The 14,767-nt window shown below is 43.9% G+C and carries 15 protein-coding genes; 3 read left to right on the top strand and 12 right to left on the bottom strand.

Annotation, left to right across the window (positions count from 1 at the left end; translation table 11 throughout):
* Positions 1 to 2: 2 nt before the first annotated feature.
* The 7 genes from ACVA53_RS16325 to amrS all read right to left on the bottom strand — a co-directional run bounded on the left by ACVA53_RS16325 (position 3) and on the right by amrS (position 7,443).
* On the bottom strand, positions 3 to 1,178 hold the full coding sequence (locus ACVA53_RS16325) for a hypothetical protein (protein WP_255041677.1): 1,176 nt from the start codon (positions 1,176 to 1,178) through the stop codon (positions 3 to 5).
* Between the two features lie 4 nt (positions 1,179 to 1,182).
* Positions 1,183 to 2,478, bottom strand: a complete 1,296-nt coding sequence (locus ACVA53_RS16320) for a hypothetical protein (RefSeq protein ID WP_255041678.1) — start codon at positions 2,476 to 2,478, stop codon at positions 1,183 to 1,185.
* 19 nt (positions 2,479 to 2,497) lie between these two features.
* Positions 2,498 to 3,400 carry an OmpA family protein gene (locus ACVA53_RS16315; protein ID WP_446505668.1) on the bottom strand — a complete coding sequence of 301 codons (903 nt, stop codon included), beginning with the start codon at positions 3,398 to 3,400 and terminating at the stop codon, positions 2,498 to 2,500.
* A 51-nt stretch (positions 3,401 to 3,451) separates the two neighbouring features.
* A complete protein-coding gene (locus tag ACVA53_RS16310) occupies positions 3,452 to 4,378 on the bottom strand; it encodes an OmpA family protein (RefSeq protein ID WP_446505667.1) in 927 nt (308 codons plus the stop codon).
* 719 nt (positions 4,379 to 5,097) lie between these two features.
* The gene (locus ACVA53_RS16305) at positions 5,098 to 5,784 is read right to left on the bottom strand and encodes a TPR domain-containing protein (RefSeq protein ID WP_255041682.1); all 687 of its coding nucleotides are present in this window, start codon (positions 5,782 to 5,784) and stop codon (positions 5,098 to 5,100) included.
* A 164-nt stretch (positions 5,785 to 5,948) separates the two neighbouring features.
* Positions 5,949 to 6,257, bottom strand: coding sequence for a glutaredoxin domain-containing protein (locus tag ACVA53_RS16300; protein ID WP_255041683.1), 309 nt, complete (start codon positions 6,255 to 6,257; stop codon positions 5,949 to 5,951).
* 100 nt (positions 6,258 to 6,357) lie between these two features.
* The gene (gene amrS / locus ACVA53_RS16295) at positions 6,358 to 7,443 is read right to left on the bottom strand and encodes an AmmeMemoRadiSam system radical SAM enzyme (RefSeq protein WP_255041685.1); all 1,086 of its coding nucleotides are present in this window, start codon (positions 7,441 to 7,443) and stop codon (positions 6,358 to 6,360) included.
* A gap of 78 nt (positions 7,444 to 7,521) precedes the next feature.
* Here amrS and amrB point away from each other — a divergent pair, with 78 nt between their 5' ends.
* Complete coding sequence (gene amrB, locus ACVA53_RS16290; protein ID WP_255041686.1) at positions 7,522 to 8,325, top strand: AmmeMemoRadiSam system protein B; 804 nt, start codon at positions 7,522 to 7,524, stop codon at positions 8,323 to 8,325.
* Complete coding sequence (gene amrA, locus ACVA53_RS16285; RefSeq protein WP_255041687.1) at positions 8,294 to 8,884, top strand: AmmeMemoRadiSam system protein A; 591 nt, start codon at positions 8,294 to 8,296, stop codon at positions 8,882 to 8,884. Before amrB ends, amrA begins: the two co-directional genes overlap by 32 nt.
* Before the next feature lie 162 nt (positions 8,885 to 9,046).
* Here amrA and ACVA53_RS16280 read toward each other — a convergent pair whose 3' ends face one another.
* The 5 genes from ACVA53_RS16280 to ACVA53_RS16260 all read right to left on the bottom strand — a co-directional run bounded on the left by ACVA53_RS16280 (position 9,047) and on the right by ACVA53_RS16260 (position 13,892).
* On the bottom strand, positions 9,047 to 10,207 hold the full coding sequence (locus tag ACVA53_RS16280; RefSeq protein ID WP_446505666.1) for a DUF3541 domain-containing protein: 1,161 nt from the start codon (positions 10,205 to 10,207) through the stop codon (positions 9,047 to 9,049).
* Positions 10,208 to 10,350: 143 nt separating this feature from the next.
* Entirely contained in the window at positions 10,351 to 10,956 is a 606-nt protein-coding gene (locus ACVA53_RS16275; RefSeq protein ID WP_446505665.1) for an alpha-ketoglutarate-dependent dioxygenase AlkB family protein, read from the bottom strand.
* Positions 10,943 to 12,076 (bottom strand): bifunctional 2-methylcitrate synthase/citrate synthase, encoded by a 1,134-nt coding sequence (gene prpC, locus ACVA53_RS16270; RefSeq protein WP_255041691.1) that lies wholly within the window; start codon positions 12,074 to 12,076, stop codon positions 10,943 to 10,945. Before prpC ends, ACVA53_RS16275 begins: the two co-directional genes overlap by 14 nt.
* Positions 12,077 to 12,145: 69 nt before the next feature.
* On the bottom strand, positions 12,146 to 13,291 hold the full coding sequence (locus tag ACVA53_RS16265; protein ID WP_446505664.1) for an endonuclease/exonuclease/phosphatase family protein: 1,146 nt from the start codon (positions 13,289 to 13,291) through the stop codon (positions 12,146 to 12,148).
* Between the two features lie 115 nt (positions 13,292 to 13,406).
* Complete coding sequence (locus ACVA53_RS16260) at positions 13,407 to 13,892, bottom strand: hypothetical protein (protein WP_255041693.1); 486 nt, start codon at positions 13,890 to 13,892, stop codon at positions 13,407 to 13,409.
* 333 nt (positions 13,893 to 14,225) lie between these two features.
* Between ACVA53_RS16260 and mobB the strand changes: the two genes are divergently transcribed.
* Positions 14,226 to 14,744: a molybdopterin-guanine dinucleotide biosynthesis protein B gene (gene mobB, locus ACVA53_RS16255; protein WP_255041694.1), complete on the top strand. Its 519-nt coding sequence runs from the start codon at positions 14,226 to 14,228 to the stop codon at positions 14,742 to 14,744.
* Positions 14,745 to 14,767 lie beyond the last annotated feature (23 nt).

Genomic DNA, 14,767 nt, shown 5'->3' with positions numbered 1-14,767 from the left:
TATCAGAAACGAATAAAGCTATCTTTAGTCAGCTCAACATCAAATTGAAAGCGTGAATTTGTTTCATCAAGCATTGTTGATGGGTTTAAATCACCAATAAAGCCAGAAGCAACTTTACCATTGTCTTTGATCACAAGGCTATCACCCGCTTCAAAGTGTATATCTGGATGATGCTGAACGATCTCAAGTTTATACTCAATATCCTTGCCGTTTGAATCAAACGTTCCTTTCAAGAGCATACCGTGACCATTCAAGCTCGCGAATGCCTGATTAATTTCACCACGGCTCTGCCCTTTTGGTCGCTCGACACGAAGGCTGAATAGAGTCTCGATCCCTTGCGAGGTTAACGTCCCCGAGAAACTCTCAGAAATAGAAGGCATATTGTACTCTGGACGATTCATCCCTGGTAAGCCAGCCGCATAACTCTTCAAGTGACCAGCACTTGCCTGCAAGTAACTCTCCCAGAAATCTTCCATGTGAGCATTGCTTACCCCAGTAGAATTAATACCGTGGAAGTAAACTGTAGCATTATTGAAATTAGCATGATGTTTACGTGCTAGTTCAACCGCGGCCTTCTGCGCTGAATCCGTGTCAGTCAGTGATGACAATGGTGTATCTGTTGAATTCTGAACACCATCTGAGTAAACCACAAGACGAATTGGTGTACCATTTAGTCGGATATCATTACTGACTTGGAACAAACTACGTGCCAGATCTTTATTTGGAACGTTGTCAGCAAATGTAGGTGGCACATCATGAGTACTCGCTTTCATCGCTTCAGCCAACCCAGTTTGAACTAGACGAGTAAAGCGAGGCAAATCATCTCTTACAACCCTGTCAGGCCTAGCTGTTAACAGGCCACCTTCAGGCAAGGCATCTTCATTTGGGTAACACGACGTAAAGACGTGAGAAACATTCCCTCTTTCAGAAATATAGTAAACACCCACTTCTTCACTTGGAAGGTACGATGGTGGCAATGTTTGTAGAATATCATTTGCCCAATTACGATCTTGCTTGGCAATTACCGAACTATCAATAACGAGATAAGTTTGTCGTGGTGAGCCATCTTCTAAACAATACTTCGTTACATCGAAACCACCAGTATTGATCATATTTGATGCGAACACAGGTGACGTCAATGCCAGCGCCATAGATGCTGCAATCGTTTTCATCTTCATATTGTTAAGCTACCATGCCCAATAGTTGTTCTTTACTAATTTTAATATCGCGTTTGTAATAAGTTTGCAGATCAAGCATTTCAGCACCGATCTTCACGTCTTCCATATTCTTGGCTCTTAACTGCATCACCAAATTATTATGGTATGTTTGAAGATTACGGTTAATTTCTTTTTGTGCTTGAACCATTACCCCATCAGCATGAGTCGCCAGAATATCTTGCAAGCGCTCAATTTTTTGCATCTCATTTCGTTCTGCTTCTTGGGCGTTGGCTAGCTCTTCAATTTGACGTGCATACTTTCGCTCAACCTGCTGCAATTCTTTCTGCATACCTTTATCAAGGCGATTAAAGTGAGCACGTGCTTGATGGAAGTTTTTCTGGGCTTCTTGATATGATGGTTTTGCATCATTTAGTGCATAAGCACAAAACATACTAATAAACCATGGTGCTATCGCGAAAATAATAAATGGGAAAAGAATGGTAAATGCTGATTCTGCAGGTGCACCGGTATCCCAAATAACAGTTTCAGCTAACTCACGGGCAATCGCTTGATAACGAACAGCCAAGATTCCAACTGTAATCGAGATAAAAGCTATCCAAGCAAAAAACTGGACACGATAATGCTGGCGCTTTTCGCGAGGCTCAATATCTGGGCCTAATAATTCAAGCCGTTGCTTAAGAAACTTGCCATGGAAATGGGCTGCGGCAGCTGTAACAGTCGCACTAACAAATGCCAATGCCAATGCAAATAGAGGAATGTTTAACAAGGTACCCAATGTTTCGTAGTTCATCCAAAATTCAGGTACACTCGGCACTAATAGACCCATAGCGTAAACTGCAGCGTTTACTTTCTTGGGCGGCTTACCTCCAGCGGCATTGAACATTTTATCGTAAAGTTTTTTGCTTTTTTCCAGCTCATCTTTGGCATCTTGATAACCATTTTCTTGGATATAAGCAAGTTCTTTCTTGGAAAGTTCGCCAGCCTTAGTATTACAGACTTGTTGGTGCTCTGTATCCTTGGCAGTTAATGACGATTCATCCATATGCTTACGCAAACGAGCCTGCAGCCCATTTAGCTCAGCAACCCAACGGCCCATGTGCTCAATTGGGTCGCGAATAACTGACAGCATCCCATTCGTATGATCATTATGATCAGTTACTACTAGACTTGATTGTTCAGCTGAATCCACCTCTTCACGCACCTTGCGCTGAATATCCTGGCTAATATCCTTAGATAAAATTGCACCTTCAAGAGGTCTCTGGGCCATAAACTTATCAATGTCAGCTTTCATTTCTTGCATAACGTGCTATTTCAACCTTTTACTCGCTAATATATTGTGTAATATCAAACTTTCTATATATATATGAAGCATAAGGCGCTTTTCTAAATTTACGCCTTACTTGTATTCCGTTCCTTTGTGGAGGAGTAGACATCAGTTCTTCTCTGAAACCCATAAGGCTTGGCAGGTGACGCAAATCACTGCTTATATTATGTGTTCGACTATATGCCCAAATTTCCATCGAGCGAGCTTGACACAACTGACCACCACAATGATAGTTACGGTATAAATGAGTAACGAATGATTCGTCTGCAGTAATTAAAATTTCAACTCGACGATTTTTTGCTTTATTTTCTCTTGATGAGTTATCAACTAAAGGATAATCAGGTCCACCAGCAATTAAGACAATTGAGTCTGCTGGTACGCCTAATTTATCAAGGTACTTTGCCGCAGAAATCGCCCTTCTCAATGAGAGATTAATATTGTAGTTCCAATCACCCGAGGCATCAGTATGCCCAGTTACAACTAGCAACTGCTTATCATGCGACTTACTTCGCTTAAAATAAGTTTCTGCAACCTTATCGAGCTGATCCTTCATTTCGTTGTTTAGCTTATCGCTATTAACTTTAAAACCAGCGCTTGCAGATAAATTACGTAAGACGGCAAACCCATCAAGTTGTGATATTTCAGACTGACTATCGCTAGGGTAAAAATGCAGATAACCATCGGCTTTTTCTACTGGAATATATTTTTCACTAGCATCGACAAATGAGAGCCAACCAAAATCTTTCTCCATCTCAGAAGATGTTTCTTTCACCTGTTCCGTCATCAGTTTTGTCTGTTGGTACTCTGATATTGATGCGTCTTCACTTTCTTCTGGTGCACTTGCACACCCAAACATTAGCAATGATGTAAGAGTAAGGAGTAAACATTTAATTTTCATGCTATCAAAAATGCTATTGTTAAGTGTTAAAAATTTGAAATAAAATCAAGACTATGGCATTTTTCGATTTGACGTCGGTAATACCATTTTACGATACCTTATTTCCTTCTTTGGTAATTCTCTCGTTTCTTTCAATTCACTACTATCCAAAGCTCTTTTTTCCTGAAGCTCTTTAGGAATATGACGAGCTTCTGTCACAACTCGGCCTTCTCGAGTATATGCAACCGCCTGAATCGTCCTTGTTTGGCAGCGTTCCGTATAACAAGGAGCTGAACGGTAAAACTCATTTACAAAACTGGTATCCTGAGTAATAAAGAACTCAACACGGCGATTTTTTGCCATATTGGCTTTACTGTCATTGGGGGCTATCGGAAAGTCCTCTCCAGCCGCTATTCGCAATATAGAATCATTCGGAACACCGGCTTCCATTAAATATCGAGCAGCAGAGTCTGAGCGGCTCCTAGAAAGCTGCTTATTGTAATTCCAGCTTCCTGAAGAGTCAGTGTGGCCAGTTATGATAATGAATGTTTTACCACCCTCGAATTTACGGTAGTTTTCATAAGCATTTTTTATGCTATCAAGGTGTAATTTTATCTTAGTACTTAATGTTGCGCTATTGACAGCAAAACCAGATGAGTTGACCGAATTATAAGAAGCGACAAGCCCTTGATAGTCATCTACAGTCCTTTTATTCGTCTCTTGAGAGTCAAATATCATGTAAGACCGATTTTCACTCTCTTTAGAAAAGTAACGACCAGGTTCAATTAAATCTAAATGCTGATCGATAATTTCTGTTGTAACAAAGCTTTCCTCAACAAAAACTATCTCTTCTTTCGTAATATACTCAATGGAATCATTACGAGTATTTTCAACTTCAATATCATTGACTTCGTTTTTATATTCTAATGGTTGTTGTGTAGTCATACAACCAGCAAGAACTGACATAGTTAATGCTGAAAAAATTATTTTTATATTCATATTTCATTCACGGCGCATGGCTTTTTTTCAATGAAAATCAAAGGTGAAAAAGCGCTATATTTAACAGTGCTCTGACATTTGATTATGGTGTATAAAAATAGTCAAAATATCAAACGTCTCCGCCACCTAGAATGTAACAGAATGTGTGCAATTGTTTTTCAACGAAAATTTATCGCTTTTATTGATATTAAGCCATAAATGTAAGAAGTGTCTAATTTTTGACTAATGCCCCACACTTAAGTGTCAATTTTTCAACCAATTAAGCGCATTATGAATAAAAAGTCATATTAATCAATAAAATATAATCGAACCCATATTTCACATAAAGCTTTAACCAAACATCGTGACAGCATATTTACGCCACTAGCTCATAGTGAATTATTATGAAAATTGAAAATCAAGAGAAATAAACAATATCAATCGTATTTTTCTGCCAGTAACCTATTAATACTTTTATTTCTGGCGCTGCTTACAGAAAAGTACAAATCGTTCAAATTTGAACCAATGACACACTTTTCATTTATGTCTATCACGATTTTTTATTGACTTATTTTAAAAACCACAGGAATGACATAAAGCGCGTGCCACAAGTAGAAATGCATTCGTTGTACATTAATTTTTAGCCATTGTTACGTACTTTCCTTTATAGTTATACTGATAATTATTGTATATTTTAAGCCCTATAGTTATTAAGTAACGATAGTTCACCGGTATTTATATTAAAGAAAACTCTTAGCACGATTGATAGCATTAATAACTTCGACCCTGTCCAAGTCCGTGCGTTCGGTATCCAATAGCTGCTGCCAAGTATCAATCGCTTTTTGATAACGGGCATTAAGAAAATAATCAGAAGCCAACAGCATCAACGCTGGTATATTATTTTCATCCAACTCTAAAGCCCGATCAAGCCATGCCTTACTTTGTGTGGTGAAATACTGCTTCTCTTGGTAATAACTGGCCGTAGCCATTGCCGAATAGATATTAGATTGGGGCTCAGGTGCCAGCCGTAATGCATAAAGAAATGCTGTGCCTGCGCTCTCAAACTCACTGCTGTACATATAGGCATTTCCTAGCGCATACCACAACTCGCCATTCTGGGTATCTTCTCGAAGCTTGTCTTGTATTTCTTCAATACGCTTTTGATTTAGCTCTGCCGCCCCCATCAGCATTTCTGCTGGGAGCGATTGCTCTTCGGATAACGTTGAAGAGGCCTGTAGCTGCTTGATAGCATTGCTTGGCTCATGGCCTAAAAAGGCGTAAGTCGTCACTGAGATCACTGATAACACACCAATAACCATCAAGGAAACAGGCGTTACTTTGCGGTTGTATCGAAACGAATGACCAATAACCAATGCGGATGCCATCACTAACAACAGCAGGAAAAACAGTCCCTGATAACTAAGCATCACCGAAAATCCATATAGCGTAATTAAGATACCAGTCTACCAGAGCCACGCTGTAGAGCCTGAAAAGAATGTAGGATATTTAGCCTAGATCAAGCCAAAAAAAAGCAGCGCTACTGCACTGCCCCATTAATTGCCGTTGGTGATAAGGTAAATATCCCCAGAGCTTACAGCTCAAAACCACCAAATGCGTCGTTTTCTACCTGACGCTCGACGAAAGCAACCAAGTCATCGTGACCACCGATGTATTGACCAGCCAAAATGATTTGCGGAACAGTGCGCACAACATTGCCCGTTTGCTGCTCGATAAAATCAACCATCATGGTTTTGGCAAGATCTGTTCCCAATACCAATGTTGTATATTCGGTGCCACGTTCATCCAAAATCGCTTTGGCTTTAACACAAAACGGGCAGTTAGGCTGGGTGATCACAAGGTTCTGGTAGCTCGCAAGTTGCTCCATCGTCATATCAGACATGTTTACTTTCTCATTCGGGTGTTTGTCATTAGGTCTGTAAGATATCGGATTGCTTATACTGCTGACAAGTCCAGACCATCTGTTATACGAAGATCAATCATTATCCGCTGGCAATTTGCACAGGGATCCGACGTCGTCCAAATGCTTTCTCAATCGGCTTAAAGCGCCCGGCTAACTGATAGCCACAGTAATGGCACTGTCCCTGACTGGTCAGGTGGCAATCCCCCAATTGATACCAGTTACGAGAAAGTACATTCTTGCCACAACCAGGACAATAGGTACTGTCACCCGCTTGGTCGAAAATATTCCCCACATAGGCATAATGCAAGCCATTTGCCACAGCGATCTCCCGTGCTCTTTTCACCGTTTCAGGCGGCGTACGCTCTTTATCCAGCATCTTGAAATCCGGATGAAAGGCACTGAAATGGATCGGAATATCTGGACCTAGGTTGTCGTACACCCAGCGGGTCAAGGCATCTATTTCTTGTGGGCTGTCATTTTCATCAGGGATCAACAAGGTAGTAATTTCAAACCACACATCGGTTTCATGTCGCAGATACAGCAAAGTATCGAGTACAGGCGCAAGATGACCGCTACATATTTTATGGTAGAAACGCTCAGTAAACGCTTTCAAGTCAATATTGGCTGCGTCCATATGGCGATAAAAATCAACCCGTGGTTTATCGCAGATATACCCCGCACTCACCGCAACGCTATGGATACCTAATTCCCGGCATGCCTGCGCGGCGTCCACGGCGTACTCCATGAAAATCACCGGATCGTTATAGGTAAAGGCAATGCTGTCACAGCCATAACGCTGCGCGGCCAATGCCAACTGTTCAGGCATCGCCGATGAACCTAAGGTGTCTATCTGACGGGATTTACTGATATTCCAGTTTTGGCAGAACTTACAGCCAAGATTACACCCAGCGGTACCAAAGGACAGAACAGAGCTTCCTGGGTAAAAGTGATTAAGTGGTTTTTTCTCGATGGGGTCGATACAAAAACCACTAGAGCGACCATAACTGGTCAAAACTATTTCACCTTCATGAGCCTGCCTAACAAAGCAAGCACCTCGCTTACCCTCTCTCAATCGACATTGTCGCGGGCAAAGATCACATACCACCCTACCGTCATCAAGCCGATGCCAATATTTTGTTGGATAAAATTCAGGAGGTTGAGACATGATAGTCACCTGATTGAGTATTTGTTCCTATACTTAAGGTTAGTCCAGTTTATTAGACTACATATGAATAGGTGACCTATGAGTACACGTCCACCAGCGGTAGCAGGCAAGTTTTATTCCCATTCTGCTGCAGCCCTGAAAAGCCAAATGGTTGAATGGCTTAGGACACCCCATCATACGGCATCCAACCACACCCTCCCAATCCGTGCACTCATTGTGCCGCACGCTGGCTATATGTTTTCAGGCAATGTCGCCGCAGATGCCTACCGATATCTAATTCCAGAGGCAAAGCGCATACGCCGTGTGATCCTGATTGGGCCCAGTCACCGCTACTATTTCCAAGGCTGTGCCATCCCTGCTGCGGATCATTTTGAAACGCCGTTAGGTAAAATAAAAATTGATACACAATTTGTTGAAAAGCTGAAGGAAATAGATGATATTGAAGTATCGGATCAGGTTCATGCCCTTGAGCACAGCCTCGAAGTGCAATTACCTTTCCTGCAGTCATGTTTACATGACTTTACCCTGTTACCGCTTTTGACCAGTAATGTACATCCGGCTATTGTCGCCAAGCTGATCGATTCCCTCTGGCAAGGTGACGACTGCCTGCTTGTTGTTAGTAGTGATCTAAGCCACTTCCACTCATATTCGGAAGCACAGCGCATAGACCGCCAAACCTGCACCATGATCGATAACTATGAGCCAACAATCGTTCCGGAACAAGCTTGTGGCTCAACAGGTATCAATACATTGCTTTTGTTAGCCAAACGAAGGGGATACACACTTATACGTAAAGCATTAATAAACTCTGGCGACACCGACGCCGGAGATAAGGAGAGAGTCGTAGGATATGTCAGCTATCTCGTTTCAGAACCTCAATAAAGGTGAATTAACACAGCTTTTGGATGTGGCTCGCGATGCTATTCGTGACCACTTTTCGGATAATATTCCCCAACCTCCTCGATTAGATTTATACAGCAAGAAGCTACTCAACCCCGGCGCTTGCTTTGTTACTCTTACTGTCGATGGACAGCTTCAAGGCTGCCTAGGTACAACCATGGCTCATTCACCGCTGGTGATGGAAGTTCACAACAAAGCCAGAGCGAGTGCTTACCAAGACCGTCGGTTTATGCCGCTGGTCGAAGAACAACTTGATAATTTGGTCGTAGAAGTATCTGTACTGACCCAACCGGAAGATCTGGCCATAGACTCAGAACAAGCGCTAATTGATTACTTAGAAAATAACAAAGTCGGCGTGATCCTGTCTGATCAGCACCAGCAAGCCTTGTTCTTGCCACAAGTATGGGAAAAACTGCCCAAACCCGAAGATTTCATTCGTCAACTGAAGCTCAAGGCTGGTTGGAGCAGTGTTTACTGGTCACCGTCAATGAAGGTGCAGATTTTCAACGTCAACAGCATTAGCGGTAAATATCATTACTAATACCAATCTGGATAAGTCGTTGATCAAGTATTTGCACTGGAAAAATATTTATGTAGGTTGGTATAAGCTATTGGCTATTTGAGATTTCAACGTCCATGTTAATAACAAACGCCCCTCTTTAGGGGCGCTGTATTTCGAATCCATTGTCTATTCCGCTAGGTATTACTTAGTAATCAAGCCATATGGCTTGTTTGTGAAAATTTCCGGCTGTTTCTGAATCGTTGGCACGGCATTGGTTCCTCGCCAATCCAACAACATAATCGCCAGTACATTACGGTGTTCACCATCTAGCAAACTGGTACTACCGTTAATTGCCGGGATAATGCCCGCTTGTCGATTCAAAGAGTGCTGGATTGCCTTTCGAGTCTTGTCCACGACAGGATCATCCTTCAATCCGGCCAATAGGAAGTTAATACCGACCTCAGCAATCACATCTTCTTTCGCGCGCGCAATAATAGTATCGATATTGTCGCGGTAGTAATCATAGATCCATTGGTAGTCAGATTCTTTTACCGAATGCTGGTAGTACTCGGTCGCAGCAAAAATGATATGGGTTAGGCCATAGACCTTGTTCATAAATTGCTGATCCGTCAACTTACCATCTAGACTGTCGGGATAGGTTTCTTTGAAGGCCGCAGTAAAATCATCAACCACATCCTGCTCCCCTAACTGACGCAGCCAGTACACCTGATTGGCCAACTGTGCCGCCCAAGCTCTGATCATCTCAGGGTCAGTCGCGTACTCTTTAAAATCATAACGACGAATCACCTCTCTGAGCTTTGCATCTTCGCGATGCTTCAAACCATACTCGTTGGCACGGGCCATTGATCCAAGCAGATCAACACCGAGGTAGTAATATTCCGGTTTGTCTTTAGTTGTTTCATAGCGCAAGTCACTTCGGGCATCTTCTTTGCGGTCATAGCGAGCAATCCGCTCTGCAGAGTAAGTGTCAATTTGCTCAGAGGTATACACTTCTGTTGCGAAGAAGTTCAGCCGACTGGCGACACGTGCCATATCAGACCAAATTGCCGCTTGGTATTTAGGGTCTTGTGTCTGGCGATACATCCGCAAGCCATAGTGGCCCATCTTAAAAGCAGGGAGGGTAAAAAGCTGACTTTCATAGGTTTGGCGAATACGCTCGGCATCTTGCAAAAAGCTTGCTGTATCGGCACTAGAAGTAGCATTGACACCGCCAGCACTGAGGTTCAATCCTTGCTCTGCAGCAGATTGAACATCTGCCCAAAGCAAAGGTGAGGTAACCACTGCCCCTGCAACCAGCGAAGAAACCACTGCCCGATGTAATCGACTGCTAACCCATCCCATTGAATACTCCCTGCTCATTGCGGTAATCATTTAGCCAGAACGCTAGCAAAGCCTTGAATCCATTACGTCAGACAACTGTCAATTAATGCTTTCATCTATGATTGCGATAACAATAGCTGCGTAGACAATACCTAAGCTGTTAATTAGCGCGTTATCTGACGGAACGTTAGATTGATACGAGGCTCAGTTGGCCGCTTGGTTTTCGGAACCGTATGTTGCCAGAAACTTTGTAGCTCACCCGCCATCACGAGCAACGAGCCATTCGTCAGCAAATACTCTTTCTTCTCTTTACTTTGGCGGTGCCGCAATACAAAACGTCGTGTTGCCCCTAAACTGATGGAGGCGATAACAGGCTCTTCACCCAGTTCAGGCTCATTGTCCTGATGCCACCCCATATAATCGTCACCATTGCGATACTGATTGGCCAACACCGAGTTGAAGTTTTGCCCCAACAGCGCAGATAACTGCTGACGAATAGCCTGCAGTGTAGGTGTCCAAGGATCGGGCTGCATGGTTAAGCCTGAATAGGTATACTCCGCCTCACCGCACCAAGCTTGCAGTCGTGGTTGCAGTATTTCCCTACCGAACATTCTGATTTTCTGTTGCTGCCAATTCAACTCACTGTCAAGTTGGCGATAGCATTGAACCGCCAAACTGGACGCCAGAAAGTTCGGTTGCCAATAGACCCTTCCTTGGGGCAAGTCTTGCCAATAACCATGGTGGGAATAATTCAAATTAGTGACGCTCATCAATCGGTAGCCAGTCTTGATGCTCCGGACCTATATAGTCAGCGCTAGGACGAATGATCCGGTTATGAGCCCGCTGTTCAAAGACATGGGCCGCCCAACCCGTTACCCTACTCATTACAAAGATCGGCGTGAACAACTTGGTTGGTATCCCCATGAAATGGTACGCGGAAGCGTGAAAGAAGTCGGCATTACAGAACAGGTTCTTCTCGCGCTTCATCACCGCTTCCACTCTGACTGAAATATCATAAAGCACAGGGTCACTGGCATCTTGGGACAATTTTTCAGCCCATAACTTAATCAATGCATTACGTGGATCTGATTCCCGGTAAATGGCATGACCAAAGCCCATGATCTTGTCTTTGTTTGCCAGCATCGCCAAGATCCCAGCCTCCGCGTCATCCGAGCTCTGCCATTGTTCAATCATTGCCATCGCCGCCTCATTGGCACCACCATGCAAGGGCCCTCTCAAGGTTCCGATAGCGGCACACACACAAGAGTAAATATCAGACAACGTCGAGGCACAAACCCGCGCCGCAAAGGTCGAGGCATTAAACTCATGTTCAGCGTATAAGATCAATGAGCAGTGCATCACCTGCGTGTGTAAATCGGGGGGCGTTTCACCGGTCAACATTTTCAAGAAATATCCGGCAATACTGTCTTGATCACAGTAGGTTTCTATTTTCACCCCGTGATGACTATAACGGTACCAGTAGCAAATGATGGCTGGCAGCAAAGCAAGTAGCCTATCGGCTTTATCATACTCTTCGGTAAAACCATGCTCCTGTTCAAGGTTGCCCAGCATAGAGCAGCCTGTTCGCATGACATCCATCGGATGGGCATCGGCAGGTATTTGTTCCAGCACCAACTTCAAGGCCAGCGGTAAACCACGGTAAGAAATGAGCTTGGTTTTGTATGCCGCCAGCTCAGTGCGGGTTGGCAGTTTTCCTTTCAGGAGAAGATAAGCCACTTCTTCGAACTCGGCATGCATTGCCAAGTCAGAAATATCATAGCCACGATAGGTTAAGCCAGTACCGGTTTTACCCACCGTACACAGTGCTGTGCTACCGGCAGTTTGTCCGCGTAAACCTTCACCGCCCAGCGGCTTGAGTGAATCAGGCATGGTGCATCTCCCTGTTGAATCAACCTTTATTCAAAAGCCTAGGTCAAGAAGCATCATATACCCAAGTAACTATTTCAAAGCGATATCCACCCACACCAAACGGTGATCTGAGCCAGCCTGCGGGTGCTCGCGGCCACGTTCATCAGTAATCAAATGCCGCAGCGGATCTTTCTTGTCTGGCCAAAAGACCCCGCTTTGCAAAACCTCCAAATTAGCCGAAGGCAATGCATAATCAAGACGTAGCCCTGAAATATGGGTCCATTCACTTGACCGTCCCCGGCGCTGCTGCCAAGGTCGATGAAAACGCCCTCCCAAGCTTTTCGGCGTCATTCTACCTGATGAGACTGTGCGGTGGATTTTCGGGTGCAGTAGCAAATCACGGATAGCCTTCTTCATACCATCACCATCGGCCATATCTGCATTCAAATCACCCAGCACCACAAAGCGGCTATCCGGTGAAAGACCTCCCGGAAGGCCATTATCATCAATGAGGTGATCTGCCCCACTAATAATATCTTTGAGCAGTACCAACTCGTCATGATTACGGCGAGCATTGCGTTTCTCATGGCCGTCAAACACCGGCGGAGTTGGGTGGCAAGCAAGTAGATGAAGCGTCTTACCATCAACATCCACCGGCACCATAACATGATTCTTGGAAGACAAGCGTAACTCTGTGCTTGCTGCTTCAGAATAGTAGCCTTCGGGCATTTGATGACCGGGTAAATTTTGCCAAATAAGGGTTTGCCAACTGTTTATTTCAGCGTCAACAATGGGATATCTCGATAGGATCACAAAGCTGAAATGGCCATGATGTTCACCAAACCCATGAGCATCATTGGGTAACGTAATTTTTCCATCGCCATCAAGATCATTCACCATTGCCAACCCAGTGTTCGATGGTGGGCAATACCGATAAGGATAAGACACGGCTTGCTGAGCATGTTGGGAAGAGGCCAAGTAATGCTGACAAAATCTCTCTAGCGCCCCATCATCTCCCCCCTCTCCAGGGTGGTCAAATTCACACAACATCAACACATCCGGGCAGACATGCTGAATAATGGCGGCAAGTTTGGAAAAGCGCTCGTTGTTAGGCTTCGCTAACTGCCCAAGAATTTCGCCAGCACCAGGGGCTGACATCGAAATATTAAACACAGCTGCACGAACAGATGGCGGTAAGGTACTCGGTGATACTTGATGAAAGGATGAGGTCTGCAAGCGATTCACTCAGAACTGAACATTGGTAATCAGTATACCCACTTCTGATTGTTCAAACATCAGAAATGGGATTGTCAGTGTTTAAAAACTTAAATATCTTACTGAGTAAAAAGGCTTATTCGGTCAACTGCGTGATCGCCATACGGATCTGTTTAGCATCCGATTCAGCACGGTGCGATACCGGGCCAAGCTCAGCCATGGTTTGTTGAAAATGTGCCCGATCGATACCATTTTCCTGCAACAACCACAAACCCACTTCAGTCAGGGTAAACGAGGGCCTCATATGAGCCGCATGATATAACCGACCGAGCCAAAACAGGTCCCATTGGCTATCACAAAATACACGCTCATATTTTCCTAACACCGCGTTAAGGTGGTGACAAACATCGACGACTTGAAGCCCTTCATTATGCAGCTTCTGACGTGAAATTTGGTGAATTTCGATCTCAGCATAATCATCCCAATGTTGCCAAGGATCACCTGCTGTGAGTGGATTGATAAGCAGACTGTTTGCAGAACCGTCTGGCAACGAGTACCCCACCTCAATAGGATAGGACTGGCCGGAAAGGCCGGATGCTTCAAAATCCAATGTTGCCCACATTGCACTCTCCCTGATGCGATTATGAGTACTTACCACCAATACTACGACTTCCTGTCAAAAAACTGGATGGTAAGCGATGAAGGCATTTAATTACCTTACTTAATGGTAATAGCAGATGCCTGCGGTGTACTCAATAAATGTAGTAGGAAACATGATGTTGTTGGAGAAAAAACTCAATAAGCTTAATTTTGATACACCGTTTGAAACACCGCTGTTCAATTCTCCATCAATCGATGTCGGGCTTTTACGGCAGAAGTAGCTCTGATATAGGCAGACTATGACACAGTTTAGTATTACACTCAGGAGATTATTTATAGGCGATACAGACTCAACATGGCACCAATTATTGGCTTTGCCGGCTATAGTGGCTCAGGCAAAACAACCCTTCTAGAAAAACTCATTCCGCTGCTGAAATCTAATGGCCTTCGCATTGGCTTAGTCAAACATAGCCATCACAGTATTGACCCGGACAAACCCGGTAAAGATAGCTACCGTTTACGCCATGCAGGTTGCAGTCAAACACTGCTTGCGACAAAAGAAAGACACATGCTGTATTTCGAATACCCAGAACCTGAGCGAGAGGAGCCTCAACTTGATGAGTGCCTGTCACAACTGGATCACAGCCAACTTGACCTGATATTAGTTGAAGGATTTCGCGACCAGCCTATCGCAAAAATTGAAGTACACCGCCCAAGTTACGGCAAACCGCTTTTCTACCCTAACGATGAAAACATTATTGCTTTTGCCAGCGATCAACCTGCTCCTGAAGGATGCCAACTCCCTTACTTGGATTTGAACACCCCTCAAAACATCGCTGATTTTATTTTCCGATGGTTAAAAGTCCGTGACTAATAACCAATGGCTAATAACTAAGA

Source organism: Photobacterium sp. DNB23_23_1, assembly GCF_052873815.1.
This window is presented reverse-complemented; position numbering and strand designations above follow the sequence as displayed.